The organism is Mammaliicoccus sp. C-M13 (genome assembly GCF_022386845.1).
GTDB lineage: Bacteria > Bacillota > Bacilli > Staphylococcales > Staphylococcaceae > Mammaliicoccus > Mammaliicoccus lentus.
On record NZ_JAJNHQ010000019.1, the window covers coordinates 1 to 17,953 of the forward strand.

At 33.3% G+C, this 17,953-nt stretch carries 17 protein-coding genes, 1 tRNA gene and 1 rRNA gene; all 19 read right to left on the minus strand.

The genetic code is table 11. The features are described 5' to 3' along the window. Positions 1 to 14: 14 nt before the first annotated feature. The 19 genes from LQ615_RS12425 to pth all read right to left on the minus strand — a co-directional run bounded on the left by LQ615_RS12425 (position 15) and on the right by pth (position 17,902). Positions 15 to 90 (minus strand) — tRNA-Val (locus LQ615_RS12425). A gap of 13 nt (positions 91 to 103) precedes the next feature. Then, positions 104 to 218 (minus strand): 5S ribosomal RNA (rrf, locus tag LQ615_RS12430). A gap of 287 nt (positions 219 to 505) precedes the next feature. Next, the gene (lysS, locus tag LQ615_RS12435; RefSeq protein ID WP_064205418.1) at positions 506 to 1,993 is read right to left on the minus strand and encodes a lysine--tRNA ligase; all 1,488 of its coding nucleotides are present in this window, start codon (positions 1,991 to 1,993) and stop codon (positions 506 to 508) included. A gap of 17 nt (positions 1,994 to 2,010) precedes the next feature. Then, positions 2,011 to 2,154 carry a hypothetical protein gene (locus LQ615_RS12440; RefSeq protein WP_016999882.1) on the minus strand — a complete coding sequence of 48 codons (144 nt, stop codon included), beginning with the start codon at positions 2,152 to 2,154 and terminating at the stop codon, positions 2,011 to 2,013. Between the two features lie 19 nt (positions 2,155 to 2,173). After that, positions 2,174 to 2,662: a 2-amino-4-hydroxy-6-hydroxymethyldihydropteridine diphosphokinase gene (gene folK, locus LQ615_RS12445; RefSeq protein ID WP_016999883.1), complete on the minus strand. Its 489-nt coding sequence runs from the start codon at positions 2,660 to 2,662 to the stop codon at positions 2,174 to 2,176. Beyond that, on the minus strand, positions 2,663 to 3,022 hold the full coding sequence (folB, locus tag LQ615_RS12450) for a dihydroneopterin aldolase (protein ID WP_016999885.1): 360 nt from the start codon (positions 3,020 to 3,022) through the stop codon (positions 2,663 to 2,665). Between the two features lie 3 nt (positions 3,023 to 3,025). Then, complete coding sequence (gene folP, locus LQ615_RS12455) at positions 3,026 to 3,808, minus strand: dihydropteroate synthase (RefSeq protein WP_214269680.1); 783 nt, start codon at positions 3,806 to 3,808, stop codon at positions 3,026 to 3,028. Between the two features lie 141 nt (positions 3,809 to 3,949). Further along, positions 3,950 to 4,879 (minus strand): cysteine synthase A, encoded by a 930-nt coding sequence (gene cysK, locus LQ615_RS12460; protein WP_064211599.1) that lies wholly within the window; start codon positions 4,877 to 4,879, stop codon positions 3,950 to 3,952. A gap of 117 nt (positions 4,880 to 4,996) precedes the next feature. Further along, positions 4,997 to 5,869: an Hsp33 family molecular chaperone HslO gene (hslO, locus tag LQ615_RS12465; RefSeq protein ID WP_239713592.1), complete on the minus strand. Its 873-nt coding sequence runs from the start codon at positions 5,867 to 5,869 to the stop codon at positions 4,997 to 4,999. A 64-nt stretch (positions 5,870 to 5,933) separates the two neighbouring features. Further along, entirely contained in the window at positions 5,934 to 8,045 is a 2,112-nt protein-coding gene (gene ftsH / locus LQ615_RS12470; protein WP_016999893.1) for an ATP-dependent zinc metalloprotease FtsH, read from the minus strand. A 91-nt stretch (positions 8,046 to 8,136) separates the two neighbouring features. Beyond that, on the minus strand, positions 8,137 to 8,673 hold the full coding sequence (gene hpt / locus LQ615_RS12475; protein ID WP_016999895.1) for a hypoxanthine phosphoribosyltransferase: 537 nt from the start codon (positions 8,671 to 8,673) through the stop codon (positions 8,137 to 8,139). Then, positions 8,673 to 9,938: a tRNA lysidine(34) synthetase TilS gene (gene tilS / locus LQ615_RS12480; RefSeq protein ID WP_064205201.1), complete on the minus strand. Its 1,266-nt coding sequence runs from the start codon at positions 9,936 to 9,938 to the stop codon at positions 8,673 to 8,675. Before tilS ends, hpt begins: the two co-directional genes overlap by 1 nt. 86 nt (positions 9,939 to 10,024) lie before the next feature. Beyond that, positions 10,025 to 10,408 (minus strand): S1 domain-containing RNA-binding protein, encoded by a 384-nt coding sequence (locus LQ615_RS12485; RefSeq protein ID WP_016999899.1) that lies wholly within the window; start codon positions 10,406 to 10,408, stop codon positions 10,025 to 10,027. 83 nt (positions 10,409 to 10,491) lie between these two features. Further along, positions 10,492 to 10,875, minus strand: coding sequence for an FtsB family cell division protein (locus LQ615_RS12490; protein ID WP_064205202.1), 384 nt, complete (start codon positions 10,873 to 10,875; stop codon positions 10,492 to 10,494). A 16-nt stretch (positions 10,876 to 10,891) separates the two neighbouring features. Next, positions 10,892 to 11,158: an RNA-binding S4 domain-containing protein gene (locus tag LQ615_RS12495; RefSeq protein WP_016999901.1), complete on the minus strand. Its 267-nt coding sequence runs from the start codon at positions 11,156 to 11,158 to the stop codon at positions 10,892 to 10,894. Next, entirely contained in the window at positions 11,155 to 12,321 is a 1,167-nt protein-coding gene (locus LQ615_RS12500; protein WP_070045700.1) for a MazG nucleotide pyrophosphohydrolase domain-containing protein, read from the minus strand. Before LQ615_RS12500 ends, LQ615_RS12495 begins: the two co-directional genes overlap by 4 nt. Before the next feature lie 4 nt (positions 12,322 to 12,325). After that, positions 12,326 to 13,840, minus strand: a complete 1,515-nt coding sequence (locus LQ615_RS12505; RefSeq protein ID WP_070045701.1) for a polysaccharide biosynthesis protein — start codon at positions 13,838 to 13,840, stop codon at positions 12,326 to 12,328. Beyond that, positions 13,824 to 17,333 carry a transcription-repair coupling factor gene (gene mfd, locus LQ615_RS12510; RefSeq protein WP_064205205.1) on the minus strand — a complete coding sequence of 1,170 codons (3,510 nt, stop codon included), beginning with the start codon at positions 17,331 to 17,333 and terminating at the stop codon, positions 13,824 to 13,826. Before mfd ends, LQ615_RS12505 begins: the two co-directional genes overlap by 17 nt. Then, complete coding sequence (gene pth / locus LQ615_RS12515) at positions 17,330 to 17,902, minus strand: aminoacyl-tRNA hydrolase (protein WP_239704137.1); 573 nt, start codon at positions 17,900 to 17,902, stop codon at positions 17,330 to 17,332. Before pth ends, mfd begins: the two co-directional genes overlap by 4 nt. Between the last annotated feature and the right edge of the window lie 51 nt (positions 17,903 to 17,953).

Genomic DNA, 17,953 nt, shown 5'->3' on the forward strand with positions numbered 1-17,953 from the left:
CTAGGCCGGCTAAATGGTGGAGAATGACGGGTTCGAACCGCCGACCCTCTGCTTGTAAGGCAGATGCTCTCCCAGCTGAGCTAATTCTCCAATTAACAATACTGCCTGGCAGCGTCCTACTCTCGCGGAACGTAAGTCCAACTACCATCGGCGCTAAAGAGCTTAACTTCTGTGTTCGGCATGGGAACAGGTGTGACCTCTTTGCTATCGCCACCAGACAATGTTGTTTCGTTTTTGTCTTACTTTATATATTATATAGAGTTAGTTTATGTTTTTCAATAGTAAATTTTACACCTTGTTAACTTTCTTTACAAAGTTTTCGAATTCACGTCCGCTTGTTTTCAGCGACCTTTATATAATACCCAATTTATATTCTTTCGTCAATGCTTTTTATGAAAAAAGTTGTTTTTTTAATAAGAAAACGTTTTAACGCTTTATTTATGTCATTTAATACCAAAAATAAAGGCAATAACCTTATTATTAAAGGTTATTGCCGAACATAAAATTATTTTTGTCTCATATATGGGAATAATAGTACATCTCTTATTGATGCTGAATTTGTTAATAGCATAACTAAACGGTCAATACCAATACCTAATCCACCTGTCGGCGGCATACCATATTCTAATGCTTCGATGAAATCTTCATCCATTTCATGTGCTTCATCATTACCTTGATCTTTTTCTTTCACTTGTGCTTCAAATCTTTCACGTTGATCGATTGGATCATTTAATTCTGTAAATGCATTAGCGTGTTCTCTACCAACTATAAATAGTTCGAAGCGATCAGTAAATCGTGGATCTTCTGGATTTTTCTTAGCTAATGGTGATATTTCAATTGGATGTCCATAAATAAACGTAGGTTGAATTAATTCTTCTTCTACTTTTTGTTCGAAGAATTCATTTAAGATATGACCATATGTCATACGATCTTCTACTTCTATATTATGTTGTTTTGCTAATTCATGTGCCTCTTCATCAGTTTTAACTTCATAGAAGTCTACTCCTGTATATTCTTTGACAGCATCTACCATGTGCCATCTCTTCCATTTTGAAGCTAGATCGATTGTTTCTTCTCCATATTGAATTGTAGCAGAACCAAGTACTTTTTCAGCTATTGAAGCGACCATTGCTTCAGTTAAATCCATAATATCATTATAGTCTGCATAAGCTTCATATAACTCTATCATAGTGAACTCAGGGTTATGTCTCGTTGACACACCTTCATTACGGAATACTCTTCCGATTTCATATACTTTTTCTAAACCACCAACAATAAGTCGTTTTAAGTGCAATTCAATTGCTATTCTCATGTATAAAGTAGCATCTAAAGCATTATGATGTGTAACGAACGGACGTGCTGAAGCACCTCCTGCTATTTGATGCATCATTGGTGTTTCAACTTCTAAGAAACCTTTTTGGTTCAAGTAATTTCTCATCTCTTGAATAATTTGGCTACGTGTAATGAATGTTTTTGTTGATTCTTCACTTGTAATTAAGTCTAAGTAACGTTGACGATAGCGTTGTTCAATGTCTTGTAAACCATGATATTTATCTGGTAAAGGTCTTAAAGACTTAGTTAATACTACGAATTCTTTCGCTTTAACAGATAATTCACCAGTATTTGTCTTGAACATAACACCTTTAATTCCAACTATGTCTCCTAAATCAGCATGTTTCCAAATTTCAAATTGTTCTTCACCGACTTGGTCTTTACGAACATAAATTTGAATTTGTCCTGTTATATCTTTAACATGAGCAAATCCTGCTTTACCTTTACCTCTTTTAGTCATCAAACGTCCAGCTATAGCAACTGAAGACTCTTCTTCTTTTTCTTGAAGTTCTTCTTTTGTAAATTCGTCCCATTCTTTATGTAAAGTAACAGAATCTCCGCTTCTTACAAATTTCTGCCCGAATGGATCAATACCTAAATCTCTTAATTCTTGTAGTTTTTCTCTTCGAACCAACATTTGGTCATTCATTTCTTCTGACATGATCTTCCACTCCTTAATTAAATTGCACTTATTTCTTGTTGTTGCTCTTCAACAAATTGTTCAAGAATACTTACTAACTCATCTCTTGTATTTGTTTGATTTATAACTTTTCTAACTCTACCTCTTACATCTTTTAAGTACCATGAAGCATGTTTTTTCATTTCCTATTTCCCACATGGTCTAACCTCTTTCTTTATTATACTTTACTACTTGTTCGTCGTTTGGCAATAGCTCCCAAATATATTTTTTGGATATTGGTTCAACAACATTTGAGGCGATATCATTAAGTGGTACCATCACAAATGCTCTTTCTGTCATTCTTGGGTGTGGCACTTCTAAGTCTGGTGATTGAATAACGGATTGATCATATAATAATATATCAATATCAATGGTACGTGGTCCCCATCGTTCATTTCTAACACGATGTAATTGTTGCTCAACCATCATACATACTTTCAACAAGTCTAATGCTTCTAATTCAGTTGAGATTTCGATACACATATTCAAAAAATCAGGTTGTTCTGTGTATCCTACCGGTTTTGTTTCATATATTGGAGATACTTGCGTTACTTTGATACCTTCTTCTGAATTTAAAAATGTAACAGCTTGTTCTAATTGAAGTTCCCTCTCTCCTATATTACTTCCTAAACCTAAATATGCGGTATGCATTTATCTCTTCCTCACGATCTCAATACCAACACCATTATAATGTCCCGGAATTGGCGGATTATTTTTCGTAATCTTTACTTTAGTTTCCAATACTCGATTATAGTGCGAAAATAATTGTTTTGCAATACGTTCTGCGAGATGTTCAATTAATTGTACTGGTTCGCCTTCCATTATTTCTTTAACAATCTCGAATACTTCACCGTAGTTTACAGTCTTTTCTAAATCATCTGTTTCTCCAGCTTCAGATAAATCTAATTTCAATTCTAAATCTACTAAAAATATCTGCCCTAATTCGTTTTCAGCTTTAAATGCTCCATGATATCCATAAAAAGACATGCCATCTAGTATAATTTTATCCATATTTTATATCCCTTTCAAAGCATCAATAGTTTGCGCAACTCTTTTATTCATTTTTACGTTGTGTACGCGTACAGCATGAATACCTTTTTCAATTCCAAAAGCTGTCGTTGCTGCAGTTGCTTCATCACGCTCTTTCACATCTATATTTCCACCTAGTAAATCATTGATGAGACGTTTTCTACTTGTAGCCAGCATCACTTTATAACCTGTTGCTACTAATTCATCTAACCTCGACATTACTATACGTTCTTCTTCTCTTGATTTAGCAAATCCAATACCAGGATCTAACCAAATATTTTTTTCGGGTATTCCTGCTATTTCTGCTTGATTTGCTTGTTTCAATAAAGATAATAGCAATTCATCCATCACTGGCATTTCTCGGTTGCCGTCCCCATTATGCATTAAAATAATTTCGGCATCATATTTCGCAACAACATTAAATATTTCAGGGTCATATAACCCAGCCCATTGATCGTTAATCATCGTTACACCACGTTTTAACGATTCTTCTGCAACTTGGCTTCTAAACGTGTCTACCGATAATTGAACATCTAAATCATTTAATGCTTCTATTACAGGTATAACTCTATTCAATTCTTCTTCTTCTAACGTTACTTTAGTATGTCCAGGACGTGTTGAAACACCGCCAATATCTATAATATCTGCACCTTCACTTATTAATTGTTCAGCATGTGCTCTAGCATTTTCAACACTATTATAAGAACCACCATCAGAAAAAGAATCTGGCGTCACATTTAAAATACCCATAACTTTCGTATTTTTCACAATAGAAAACCTACCTTTTACATAGATAAACTTATTATAACAAATTTAAAAAATCACGCCTAAATGAAATAACTTATTTAAGTTATTTATTCTAGACGTGATTCGTAATTAAAAGTTAATACATTATAAAATTATAAATGATTAGTCTTCAAAAGCATATAATGGTGTAGATAGGTAACGTTCACCGTTACTTGGTAATACTGTAACAACTGTTTTACCTTCACCTAATTCTTTTGCTTTTTTCAATGCAGCTTTTATAGCAGCACCAGATGAAATACCGCCAAGAATCCCTTCTTCTTTAGCAACTCTTCTAGACATTTCCATCGCTTCTTCATTTCCTACTTTAATAACATCATCATAAACTTTTGTATCTAAAGTGTCTGGGACAAACCCTGCACCTAAACCTTGTAGTTTATGTGGTCCTGGGTTTCCGCCACTTAATATAGCAGAATCTTCAGGCTCAATAGCTACGATTTGGATGTTAGGGTATTTTTCTTTAAGCACTTTACCTGCACCAGTTAATGTTCCGCCTGTACCGACACCAGCTAAGAAAGCATCTATTTCTGTACCTTCGAATTGTTCAACTAATTCTGGACCAGTTGTTAATTCATGAACTTTAGGGTTTGCTGGGTTTTCGAATTGTTGTGGTTCAAAATAGCCTTTTTCTTCTTTGAGTTCTTTTGCTTTTTTGATAGCACCTTTCATTCCTTCAGCTCCAGGTGTCAATACTAATTCGGCACCATAAGCTTTTAATAGCGCACGACGTTCACTACTCATTGTGTCCGGCATAACAAATACTGCTTTGTAACCTTTTGCAGCTGCTACCATTGCTAGACCGATACCAGTATTACCAGATGTAGGCTCTATAATAGTATCGCCCGGTTTAATTTTGCCTTCTTTTTCAGCAGCTTCTAACATCGCTAAAGCGATTCTATCTTTAACTGAACTACCCGGGTTTTGATATTCTAATTTTACATAAACATCTGCCGAACCATCTTCCACTACTCTATTTAATTTAACAACAGGTGTATCTCCAATTAATTCAACAATATTATTTACTCTCTTAGCCATTTATAATTCACTCCTAGTCAGTATTTTCAATTTCATATCTTAGTTTCTTTATCGGATATACTTATTATAACAAAATACGCCTTAAAGTGAAAGTATTTACTAAATTACTTTTTACATTTATTTTTTAAGTGACATTAAATCTTCTTCTGTAAAATTATATTTCGTCCTACAGAAATGGCATTCTACTTCAGCTCCATGATCTTCTTCTATCATTGAGTCGATTTCTGCCTCTCCTAAACCTTTAATTGCATTTAAGAATTTTTCTCTTGAACAATTACATTTGAACTCTACTTCCATGTTATCAATTATTCTTATGTTTTCTTTTCCTAACACCGTTTCAATTAATTCTTCTGGTGAAAGGCCTCTATCTATCAATTTAGAGACAGGTTCCATTTGATTAATTTTTTCTTCAATCGCTTCAATCGTTTCTTCAGAAGCACCTGGCATAAGCTGAATAACAAACCCGCCTGCTGCTTTAATAGAATTATCTGGGTTTACCAGTACACCTAGTCCAACAGCTGATGGAACTTGTTCACTCGTAACAAAATAATAAGTAAAGTCTTCGCCAAGTTCTCCCGAAACAATCGGTGTAGAACCTGTGAAATAGTCTTTTAGCCCAATATCTTTTACGACGCTTAACATACCATCTGTACCTACTGCACGTCTTACGTCCAATTTACCTTGATCATTTAACGGGAAATGAGTTTGAGGATTTTGAACATAACCTCTAACTTCACCTTTAGCATTAGCATCTACCATAATTTTACCTATAGGTCCGCCTCCGTCGATAGTAATCGTTAATTTCTCTTCATTTTTTAACATTGAACCCATTATCACGCCTGCTGTCATCGATCTTCCCAATGCAGCAGAAGCAGTTGGCCATGTGTAATGTCTTGTTTGAGCTTCTTGAATTGTATTTGTAGTCTGTACAGCAAAAGCACGTACTTCATCATTAAATGCCAATGCTCTTACTAAATAATCTTTTGTCATAAATATACTCCTTCTTTAAAAAAAGCCCCTCTCAATCAAACTATTGAAAGGGACTTGTATAAATTTATTCTTTACGATCTGTAGGTTTATTGTCACCTAAATCATCGATATTTGGTTCTTCTTTATGTGCTGGCTCATCATTAGATTTTTCTTCATCAGATTCTTGTTCATCTTTCGAATTATGAGATTCTTCTTTTTTAACCTCTTCGTAAGATTTACCAATTTTGTCATCTTCGACATCTAATGTGCCTTCTTGTTGTGTTAAGTCACCTTCATATTTATCTTCGTCAGGTTCATTGTCTTCTTCTAAGTGAGAATCATCGTATTTAACTTCTGGTAATTTTCCTTCGTTAAATAATGAGTGGATTTGTTCAGCGACTAACGTTTCTTCAACAAGTAATGTTTTAGCAATTAACTCTAATTGAGATTTATGCTCTGTAAGAATTTGTTTACAACGTTCATATTGTTCTTTAATAATACGTTGTACTTCTGAATCAATTTCATAAGCAATTTGATCTGAATAATTTGGTTCAGACTGCATATCTTTACCTAAGAATACTTGTCCACTGTCTGAGCTACCGAATTGTAACGGACCTAATTTCTTACTCATACCGTATTCTGTAACCATCTTACGTGCAATACTAGTAGCACGTTGGAAGTCGTTATGTGCACCAGTTGATGCCTCACCAAAGTTAATCTCTTCAGAAACACGACCACCTAATAGTCCAACTATTTTATCTAATAGTTCTGGTTCAGTCATGAAGTAACGATCTTCTTTAGGTAACATCATTGCATATCCACCAGCTTGTCCGCGAGGAACGATTGTTACTTTATGAACCATTTCAGCTTCATCTAATACACAACCGATAATTGTATGTCCCGCTTCATGGAAAGCCACAATATTTTTTTCTTTTTCGGAAATAACACGTGACTTCTTGGCTGGTCCAGCGATAACTCTGTCTGTAGCTTCTTCTATATCTCGCATATCAATTTTAGTTTTATTTGTACGAGCAGCAACTAATGATGCTTCATTTAATAAGTTTTCTAAATCTGCACCTGAGAATCCTGGTGTTCTTTGTGAAATTGCTTTTAGGTCTACTGTTTCATCTAAAGGTTTATTACGAGCATGTACTTTAAGTACTGCTTCACGACCTCTAACATCTGGACGACCAACTTGAATTTGTCTATCAAAACGTCCAGGACGTAATAATGCTGGGTCAAGAATATCAGGACGGTTAGTAGCTGCAATCATAATGATACCTTCGTTTTCACCGAAGCCATCCATTTCAACTAATAATTGGTTCAGTGTTTGTTCACGTTCATCGTGTCCACCGCCAACACCTGCGCCACGTTGACGACCTACAGCGTCAATTTCATCAATAAAGATGATACATGGAGCATTTTTCTTAGCATTTTCGAATAAGTCACGAACACGGCTTGCACCGACACCAACGAACATCTCAACGAAGTCAGAACCACTTATTGAAAAGAACGGTGTTCCAGCTTCACCTGCAACAGCTCTTGCAAGTAAAGTTTTACCTGTTCCTGGAGGACCAACTAGTAAAACACCTTTAGGTATTCGTGCGCCCATTTTCTTGAATTTACGATTATCTTTAAGGAAATCTACAATTTCCACTAATTCTTGTTTCTCTTCGTCAGCACCTGCTACATCAGAGAATCTAACGCGTTTTTTCTGGTCGTCATAAAGTTTGGCTTTTGATTTACCAAAATTCATAACGCGGCCGCCACCGCCACCGCCGCCTTGCATTTGGCTTAAGAAGAATATAAATAAAAATGCAATAATTAAAACAGGGATGAGTGTCGTTAACACACTTACGAACACACTTTGTTTTTCTTCTTCTTTGACATTGAATTTCAAGTCACTTTGCTTATCGGCTGTTTCTGTAATTTTTTTCAGATCATCTTGGTTGTTAAATAGGATTGAAGATGTATATTTTTCATCTTTACCTTTTTTTAGTTCACCGCTAACCATATAAACATTTTGTTCTGGTTGAATAGTTAACGTTTTTAAATCGCCTTTTTCTAACTTCGTCATAAACTCATTATATGTAAGTTGTTTTGGTGATTGTCCGTTGCCATTAATGAACTGGAACACACCAAATAGGACGATAGCTAAAAGCGCAATCATTAATATATTTCGAAAAGCTTTTTGCATTCAATTTGTCCTCCTACTCAATTAATAAAACTAACAAAAATTTTACCACATTTATAATTTCACACGCTAGTAATTAACCTTACTTAACTAATCATTCATAGATTTCAGGTTTTAACGTTCCAATATACGGTAAATTACGATATTTCTCAGCAAAATCTAATCCATAACCCACTACGAATTCATCTGGAATTTTTTCGCCGACGTATTTAGCTTCAATATCCACTTTACGCTTCATTGGCTTGTCTAATAGTGTCACAATTTCAATAGAATTAACATTTCTGTATTTCAATAAATCAACTATTGAATTTAAAGTTGTACCCGTTTCTAAAATATCTTCGATGATAATCACATCTCTATTTTCAACTGATGTACTTAAGTCTTTTAAAATTTTAACTTCTCCAGTTGATTCTGTTCCACCATGATAGCTTGACACATCCATGAAATCTATTTCTAAATGCGTATCAATATTTTTGATTAAATCTGTCATGAACATAATGGACCCTTTAAGGATTCCTATACAAATAGGTGTTTTTCCATTATAATCTTCTGTGATTTGCTTTCCTAGTGTTTTGCATCTTTCTTGAATTTCATCTGCAGATAAAACAACAGACTTAATCGAATCTTTCATTAAAAGTCATCTCCAATATAAGTGATAGTTAATACATTTTTAAAGTTAGAATCAATCCAAATATCCCCTATTGCTACAATATCATCCTCGTTAACAATAATCGGACAGTAATCACGTTTATGTATATCCATCTTGTTGTCTATCATGATTCTATTTACTTTTTTGTGTTGTTTATTTCCCCGGTTATAATACTGAATACGATCTCCTGGCTCTCTTGTTCTTACAAATAAAGGAGACGATAATCGTTTAGCTTCAATCACCCAATTCCCAAATATAAATTGCTCATCATTATCAATATATATAGAATTTACATTGAACTCAATATCTTTACATAGTAATAATTTATCATATGCTACAATAAACTGCCAATCATCAGATACTGGAATAACGGATTGTTTTTTTTGATTATGAAATATGTCGAGCCATTCTCGATAAGCCTTCATACTAAATTGACGTTGAACATACTTTCCTAACAAATTATCGAGAATCTGAATTTTTATAAGTGGGTTTAAATCATTAAATTTATGACGGTCTATTACTATTTTAGACCCTTGAACAACCTCATTGTTTATAAACACTTGTGCTTGTTGATTTACTAAATCCCGAGCATCATCCATCCATTGGTTCAATGTAACTAAATGAGAAGTTGATAATTCATCTCGTTCATCAACTATAGGTAAAATATTGTTGCGAATATAATTCCTTGTATATTTAGTATCTTGGTTGGATTGATCTTCAAAATAAGTAAATTGAGTTTCATGTTGATATTGTCTTAATTCTGATTTGGATATATTTAAAAAAGGACGTATGATTTTATAACCATTTCTAGTTTGGTTTTTAGAAATACCAAGTGAAGATCGACCGATTCTACCTGAAAACAGTCGGTATGCTATGGTTTCTTTTTGGTCGTCTAGATGATGTGCTGTTAATAAAATCGTACTATTGGTTTCTTTCATTATTTGATCAAACCATTCATATCTCATGTTTCTAGATACATCTTGAATACTTTTATTTTGTTGCACTACATCAGACAAGTCTAATGTTTTAATATATATTTCAATATTATGTTCTTCACAAAATTCTTCAATAAATTTCGCTTCATCTTGCGACTCTTTTCTTAAGCCATGATTTACATGTAAGCAAATCAATTTTTGGTAAGTGTGTTTGTACGTCGTATTTAGTAAATGTAATAACGACATACTATCTATCCCAGTTGAAACAGCCAATGCTAAATTATCATCATGTTCCCAAGTTATCTCGAGCATTGTTACACACCTCAATCTATAAATTCAATTGATTATCTCAAAATAAAAAGAGGCTCAAGTTATTAGCCTCTTTTAGTTATAATCAATTATCGTCTTGCACCTTTACCGCCACGACGTGATTCAGTTTGTCTCTTAATAGACGTTAACTTATCCTCACTATCTTTTAAAAAGTTTGATAATTTTTTCTCAAAGTCTTCAGGCTTTGCTTCTTTCTTTGGCGCTTGACGTTTCGGACGTTCTTTAGCTTTTTTAATAGATAAGCTAATTTTGCCGTCATCCGCTACTGTTAATACTTTAACTTCTACTTCATCGCCTACAGATAAATGGTCATTAACATTTTCTACGTAGTTATCAGCGACTTCACTGATGTGCACAAGGCCACTTTTCCCTTCAGGTAATTCAACAAACGCACCAAAATTTTTAATACCTGTAACTTTCCCTTTGACTTTATTGCCTACTTCAATTGACATATTATTACTGTATCCTCCTGATATAATTTCACTTTAACCTTATTATATGCTTCTATACAAAATTATACAACGTCATATATAGATTATTTGTCTTTTTCTGAATCTTTTTTGTCTTCTGGTAATTTAAATATAATTTCACCGTCATTACTAAGGAAATATTCGCTTCTTGCTAATTTTTCAATATATTCTTTATTATTTAAACGTTTTATTTGTTCTTTCAACTCTATTTCTTGATCCTGTAATTTTTCATAAGTTACAGCTTTTTCTTTACGTTCTTGCACTAACTCTTCATTACGATTTTTTTGCAAAAACAACATAATAATCATGATGATAATGATAAGTAGCAAAATTCCACCAAACAAGGTTAATCTTTTTCGTACCACTTGGCGCGTTTTATTGACAGTTTTCTTTTTTTTGTTTTGTGACTGTGTAAATTCATTATCTAAATTTTTAATTTTTTGCGCCATAAGAATACCTCCTTATTTATATAGAATCTTGTATTTTCTCTTCTTTGACAACTTCAAACATTGTTTTTGCATTCTCTTTATTAGCATGCTCAGAAAGCCCTGTTACTTTCACTACAATAATACGATTACCTAATTTAAGTTCTAATTCATCATCTACATTAACATTTGTGCCAGCTTTAGCAGTTTGTCCATTTATTTTAACTCTGCCTTGATCGCTTACTTCTTTAGCTAATGTTCGACGTTTAATCAAACGCGATACTTTTAAGTATTTATCTAATCTCAAAGTTTCAAATCCCCTCTATTAATTAATGCTTTAAGTTCTTTTTCATTTAAACTGTCTAATTTGGTTTTATCATACAACTTCAAAAAGTAATCAGCAAATATTTTTTCCAATTTTTCACGTTTTACTTTTCCTTCTTTTTGTTTTTCTTTTTGCCAAATTTCATGTAGATCATCTAAGCTATCTGCTTTTTCTTCTCCAAACACATGAGGATGTCTTCTGACCATTTTACTCGTTAAAACACCAACTACTTCTCTAATATCAAAGTATCCTTCTTTCTTCCCAATAGCAGAATGCAGCATGACTTGTAATAAAACATCACCTAATTCCTCTATCATATGGTCTATATCATCTTCATCGATTGCTTCAATTAATTCAAATGCTTCTTCAATTATATAACGTTTTAACGTTTCATGAGTCTGCACTTTATCCCATGGACATCCATCTTCAGATACAAGTGTATCTATTGTTTTTTCCAAATACTGAAAATCATTATACATTTCATTATCGTCCGTTATCTTAGGTACAAACAAACTTGTTAAATTAGATAGTGATGCGTGGTGGTCAATTTCATATAATGGACACGTAATAACATCAGCTTCTCCCAATCTTGCATTTGTAACTAAACTAACTATATGTTCGTCTGGATAACGCTCCATTAAAGTGACTTTAACATCAGATGCTACCATTTGATCATAAACTTGTGTAATAATCGTGTTTGTTCTTATATTTAACATCTTTTCTTCTAGGTTTGTACCATCTAATAATGTTAAACCATCGTTTGGATCTATTTTAATCGCTCTAAACATATCATCAAGAAAACTTTTACCACCTAAAATTTTTACTTGAGCATCTGTTTCTAATAGAAATTGAGTCGTCGTTTCTGCCACCATCGGGTCTCCAGGAACTGCATAAATAACCTCTTCATTTCGAGACTTATCGATTAACGTATTTACAATTTCATTATATACATCTATAAAATGATCATGCTTTTCATAAATATAATCGAAGCTTTCCCAATTCACTTCTTTTAATTCATTCACGACAGGGTGTTCTATTGTTCTTGCATATACTTTATCAGCTGATTGTAACGTTCTATATATGCCCAATGGCAGTTCTTCAAGACTATAGTTTCCTAAACCAACAACTGTAATTTGTTGAGACATTGTTTTACTTCTCCTTCATCAATTTATCCATTAAAGGTAAATGTTGACACTCTTCTCTTTTTAATATTTTCAATTTAATTATACCTAATAACACAATAATAACACCAACAATACCCGCTAAAACGAGGACTAACAAACTTGATAGTCTTGATTGAGTAGGAATACTTAGCACTATTTGTACTAATCCAGACATTATAGTTAGCGTGAAGATTACTTTAGCAATAAATAATCCCATGTTTTGAAATCGATATAATTTCATGACGATGATATGCAATGTTAATGCATAAATACCTAAAGATATTACAGTAGCCAAACTGGCCCCAAATATTCCAAATTGCATCACAAATACATAGTTTCCTATGCTTTTAAATAGTAATCCTATTATAAGTGCAATGAGTAATACTGACCGTCTAGCTTTAACTTGTAATAACGCTGTATACATAATAATAAATGTGACAAATACAACCGAAAGCATAAATACACTTAATGTGCCTACTAATTCGTTCGTCTTAAAGAATACCGTATTTAGTAAAGGCAAGAGATTTATTAAACCTGTTGCTGCAGCCATACTGAAAAGTACTGTTATTTTGAGTGACGTGTTAGCATATTCATTAACTAAATGATGATTTTTCTTCTGTAACTCTTCCGTAAGGAGTGGAATGAGTACAAAACTAAATGTAGTCGTAATAATCAGCCCCATTTGAATGAGCGAAGCCCCTCTATCAAATATACCTTTCACTTTTATGCTTTCCTGAAATGTATAGCCAGTATCTTGTAGTAAATGGATTAATGTAAATGAATCCACTAATTGCCACAATATAAGAATCAAATAAGATATGGCATATAATACAGTCATAATAATGACATCTTTTAAATCATTAAAATTTATTTCCCAGGAAAAATGAATGTTTGGCTTTCTTTTCAAATAAAAATATAAAACAATGCTAAAAAGCCCAATAACTGAACCACTTATTGCAATTGTTCCAGCTTGGTAAATTGAAACATCCATGTACATAAATACAGAAATAGCAATAAATATTACAATCACTCTTAATACTTGATCAATTACTTGTGATATCGCAATAGTATTCATTTGGTGTTTCATTTGATAATATCCTCGTACCATCGAAATAAACACGAGTGGTATTAAGGCAATACTAGCCATGCGAATCATAGGTGTTAGTTGTATGTCACCCATCCAACTACTAATAGTAGGTGCAAAAATTAACACCCCTATACTGATGGTTAGACAAATACTTTGTAACCACCAAAATAATGCTAAAATAGTAGTTTGAGGTCGTTTAATCATCCAACTGCTCATTACGCTAGGTAAAGCATTTAAACTTACTACACTCACAATCGCGACTAATGGGTAAACTTGTTGATAAGCATATAAACCTTCATCGCCTAATATATTTTGATAAGGTACTCTATAAATTGCACTTAATGACTTAACGATTACCATAGTAATAGTTAAGAGTAATACACTATTAAAAATCGGTTTAGATTGCGTCATCATCCACCAAACTCTCATTAATAACTTCTGTTAAGAACTTCAAATCATCAAGCCACTGTTTTGTTTTTTGTAACTTAAACACCATTTGATTATCCGCAACAGCTATTCTAAGCTTTCTACCTAGTGGTTCTGTAACTTTAAATAATACGTCACCTTTCAAGTGGTTTGTTGTATATTCTGAGGTTGTTAATTGAATTGTATTTCCTGTTTCTTTAATCTCGGTAATTCCAAATAAAATACCATTTAATCTAATTCTTACAACATCTAGTAATCGTTCTACTTCTACAGGATATTCACCAAAGCGATCAATTAGTTCATCTTGCAAGTCTTCTAACTGGGAAACAGTAGTAATACTTCTCATCTTTTTATACATTTCAATTTTTGCTTGTTCATTTTTGATATATTCTGCAGGTATATAAGCGTCAACTTTAACATCAACTTCTAATTGTGGTCCTTCTGATTCAGGCTCTATACCACGTTTAACATTGACCGCTTCTTCTAACATTTGAGAATATAAGTCATAACCAACAGAATCTATAAATCCTGATTGCTGACTTCCTAACAGGTTACCTGCACCTCTTATATTCAAGTCTCTCATTGCAATTTTAAACCCGCTACCTAATTCTGTAAATTCTTTAATTGCTTGTAACCTTTGTTCAGCAACTTCTGTCAGTACTTTATTTTGTTCGTGTAAGAAGTAAGCATAACCTATTCTACTAGAACGTCCAACGCGCCCTCTTAATTGATAAAGTTGGCTTAACCCAAATCGATTCGCATCTTCAATAATCAAAGTGTTAGCGTTAGGAACATCTACGCCCGTTTCTATAATTGTCGTAGTTACTAAAATATCATATTCACCGTCAACAAAATTAAGCATAGTCTCTTCTAACTCACGTTCCGTCATTTGACCATGAGCTACACCTATTCTTGCATTAGGCATAAGCATCGATAACTGCTCACTCTTTTGGTAAATCGATTGAACCCTATTATATAAATAGAATGCCTGTCCACCTCGAGACAACTCTCTTTCTAATGCCTCTTTTACAAAATTCATATTCTGTTCTAATACATAAGTTTGTACTGGGAATCTATTCTCAGGTGGCGTCTCTATAACAGATAAATCTCTTACACCTAACAAGCTCATATGAAGGGTTCTTGGTATTGGTGTAGCTGTTAGTGTTAATACATCAACATTAGTTTTTAATGCCTTAATTCTTTCTTTATGTTTAACACCAAATCGTTGTTCCTCATCGACAATTAATAAACCTAAATCTTTATATTCTACATCTTTACTTAGTAATTTATGAGTACCAACTACGATGTCTACAAAACCTTTTTTAATACCTTCTTTTGTTTCTTTTACTTGTTTAGGCGTTCTAAAACGACTCATCATTTGAATTTCGACAGGATATTCTTGCATTCTCTCTCTAAAAGTTTCAAAGTGTTGTTGAGCCAAGATAGTTGTAGGTACTAAGACTGCTACTTGTTTACCTTCTAACACAGCTTTGAAAGCTGCTCTAATCGCAACTTCAGTTTTACCGTAACCAACATCTCCACAAAGTAAGCGGTCCATAGGTCTAAGTTTTTCCATATCACCTTTGATTTCTTCTAATGAAGTAATTTGATCTGGTGTTGGTTCATAAGGAAAGTCCATTTCAAATGTCATTTGTTCTTCAGAATCAGGTCCATATTGATAGCCTTCCACTTGCTCACGTTCTTGATAAAGTTTTAATAATTCATCAGCAATATCTTCAACATTTTTTTGAACTTTAGCCTTTGTTTTTTTCCATTCTGTTCCGCCTAATTTATTAACTTTAGGCTCTTTATCATCTGAGCCAACAAACTTTTGAACATCGTTCATTTGATCAACAGGTACAAATAATTGGTCTGTTCCTTTGTACTGAATTTTAATATAGTCTTTGTGTATGCCTGAAACTTCTAATGTTTCAACACCTAAATATTTACCTACACCGTGATGTACATGAACAACGTAATCTCCAACATTTAACTCTTGATAAGACTTAATTTTCTCTGCATTCGACAGTTTTTGTCTTCTTTTAGATTGTTTACGTTCGCGTGCTTTGAAGAGTTCTTTTTCAGTCACAACAACTAATTTCATGTACGGCAATTCAAATCCTTCAGATAATGCCCCATCTGTAACAACTGCTTGACCACTATTATCGATATGTTCTATACGATCTATTACAGTTGGTATCTTCATGTCGCTGAGCATACTTTGAATTCTCGTTTTGCGTGTTTCTGATTCTGCCAATAAAACAACAGTGAATCCTTGTTTCATATAGCGATCAAATTCAGACTGCATAATATCATATTGTCCATAAAAACGTTGCACTGGTTTACATGAAAACTTGACCATTTCCTCTATCTCTACAGGCATGCTTGCTGTAAATAAAGTAAAATAAGAAATTTTATGTTTATTCAACAAACCAGTAAACGCTGATTCTACAATAAAGCGTTGTCCTATAAACCCTTGCCCAGATTCAATTAAAGATTGCGTGAATTCTTCAATTTCTACATCTAATGAGTTTTCAGTGTCTTTAATTCTATTATATTCATCTACTACAATAAGAGCGTCTTCTGCTAAATAATCTACAAATGTAGATACCTCATCATACATAAATGCAATAACTCGTCTTAAAATCTGATGATCTTTTAATTCATCATCTTGCATTAAAATATTTTGATAAGTGTCTTTCAAATCAGGACGAATTTCTTTCGGTAGTTTTTCACGCGTTTGCTCATATGATTCTTCCATACGTTCTGATAATCTATTGATTTGTTCTGAAGTGAAAATATAATCACTTGCACTTGTTATTTCAACTTCTTCTACATTTTGTAAAGAACGCTGCGTTTCAACATCAAAGACTCTCATACCATCTACTTCTGTATCAAACAACTCAATACGTACAGGGTCTCCAATAACAGGGTATATATCGATTAAGCCACCTCGAATTGAGAATTCACCAATCGCTGAAACTAGGGACTGTCTCTTGTATCCCATATCAACTAATTGCTTAGCCCATTCTTCTAACTCTATATCATCACCTATTTTTATAGATTTATAATGATCTTTCCAAATGGACGGAGGTGTGAGTTGTTTCTTCAAGCCATTTATTGGCACGATAAATAACCCTTTCTTACTTTGAGCAAGGTGGGTTAGAGTTCTAACACGCTCACTCATTAAGTCTGGGCTTTGTGTTGAAAATGCTTCAATCATAATATCTTGTACAGGAAATTTAAATACTTCTTCAGGCGGTAATAATTGCAGTATGTCTGCTTCTAATTTATCCGCTTGGTATAAATTATTTGTCACAATGACTAATTGTTTATCGTGTTTCAAATATTGTTCTAGAATAAGCAATGCTTTACTAGATTGATTCAAACCGGTAACGAGTATGTTTTTTTCTCCAAAAATACGTTCTAAATCTTGAAATCGCTCATCTTTTTGTATAATTTCATGAATGACATGTCTCATTCTACTTCACCGTTAAACTGATTCATAACATTAGGAAATGTTTCACCTTTAATTATACTTTCACAAGCATCTGCTGCCCGTTCTATTACCTTTTTCATAGTTATCATTTCATCTTCAGAGAATTTTTGTAGAACATAACTCGGAACACTCATACCGTTAGTCGGACGATCTATACCAATTCGTACTCTATTAAATTTATCTGTTCCTAAATGTTGTATTAAAGACTTCATCCCGTTATGACCGCCAGTACTGCCTTTTTGGCGCAGTCTCAAATGACCTTGTGGCTGATCTAAATCGTCATATAGAACAAGTAAATCTTCAATATCAATATTATAATAATCCATTAGTGGCCTTACTGCCTCACCAGATAAATTCATGAATGTCATCGGTTCAATAAGCATAACCTTTTCACCATTTATTAATCCGATAGTATAGGCACCTTTAAATTTTTGTTTATCTAATTGTAATTGATGACGATCAATCAATTCATCAACTACTTCAAAACCTATATTATGACGAGTTCCGTCAAATTTCTTACCTATATTTCCAAGTCCAACAATACATTTCATGTTGTAACCTCCATATTAATACTAAGTATTTATTATAGCATTTTTACGTTA